This is a genomic window from Streptococcus sp. DD11, assembly GCF_001578865.1.
GTDB classification, from domain to species: Bacteria; Bacillota; Bacilli; order Lactobacillales; family Streptococcaceae; genus Streptococcus; species Streptococcus panodentis.
Map to the genome: position 1 here is coordinate 1 of NZ_KQ969416.1, position 814 is coordinate 814.

The 814-nt window shown below is 46.2% G+C and carries 1 protein-coding gene and 1 pseudogene; both read left to right on the plus strand.

The window, feature by feature from the left end; all coding sequences use genetic code 11:
* Window positions 1–263 (plus strand): annotated as a pseudogene (locus STRDD11_RS13795) (hypothetical protein); the annotation flags it as partial.
* A 23-nt stretch (window positions 264–286) separates the two neighbouring features.
* The coding region (locus STRDD11_RS13170; RefSeq protein ID WP_241209468.1) for a Mur ligase family protein at window positions 287–814 on the plus strand (528 nt) is incomplete at its 3' end.

The window sequence follows — 814 nt, forward strand, 5'->3', positions numbered from 1 at the left end:
CCGTTCTTTTTGTGCCATCTTTTTCTTGCTCCCTCATGTTACCACTGGTAACTTTTTCTGATTTTATTGTAGCACTTTGGCCGGGGAAAGGCAAGAAAAAGCCTGCAGCCTTTTCTGTTTTTGTCTTTACAGAAAGAATAGACTTATGTTACAAAGTGTTTCAAACAGATGAAAACATCTCATTTTTTCAAAACTTCTTAACAGTCGAAAATAAAAGTCTGCTATGGCTTTTTATTTCCGCAAAAAAGGGTAAAATAGAGTGAAGTATGAATGGAAGAGGTTGTTTATGAAACATATTGCAAATTTTGCCAATAAAAAGGTCTTGGTCTTGGGATTGGCCAAGTCAGGTGAGTCGGCTGCCCGCCTCTTAGACAGCTTGGGGGCCATTGTGACAGTCAATGACGGCAAGCCTTTCGAGGAAAATCCTGCAGCTCAGTCTCTGCTGGAAGAAGGTATCAAGGTAGTGACCGGAGGGCATCCTCTGGAGCTTTTGGATGAAGACTTTGAGTTGATGGTGAAAAATCCCGGCATTCCCTATGACAACCCGATGGTGGTGCGGGCTTTGGAGAAAAAAATTCCGGTTGTGACAGAGGTGGAGCTGGCTTATCTGATCTCAGAAGCGCCGATTATTGGGATTACAGGTTCCAATGGCAAAACTACGACGACGACGATGATTGCCCAAGTGCTGACGGCTGGCGGCCGCAAGGGCCTTTTGTCCGGCAATATCGGCTTTCCGGCCAGTCAGGTAGCCCAGACAGCCCGCAGCAGCGATACTTTGGTGATGGAGCTGTCCTCCTTTCAGCTGATGGGCATT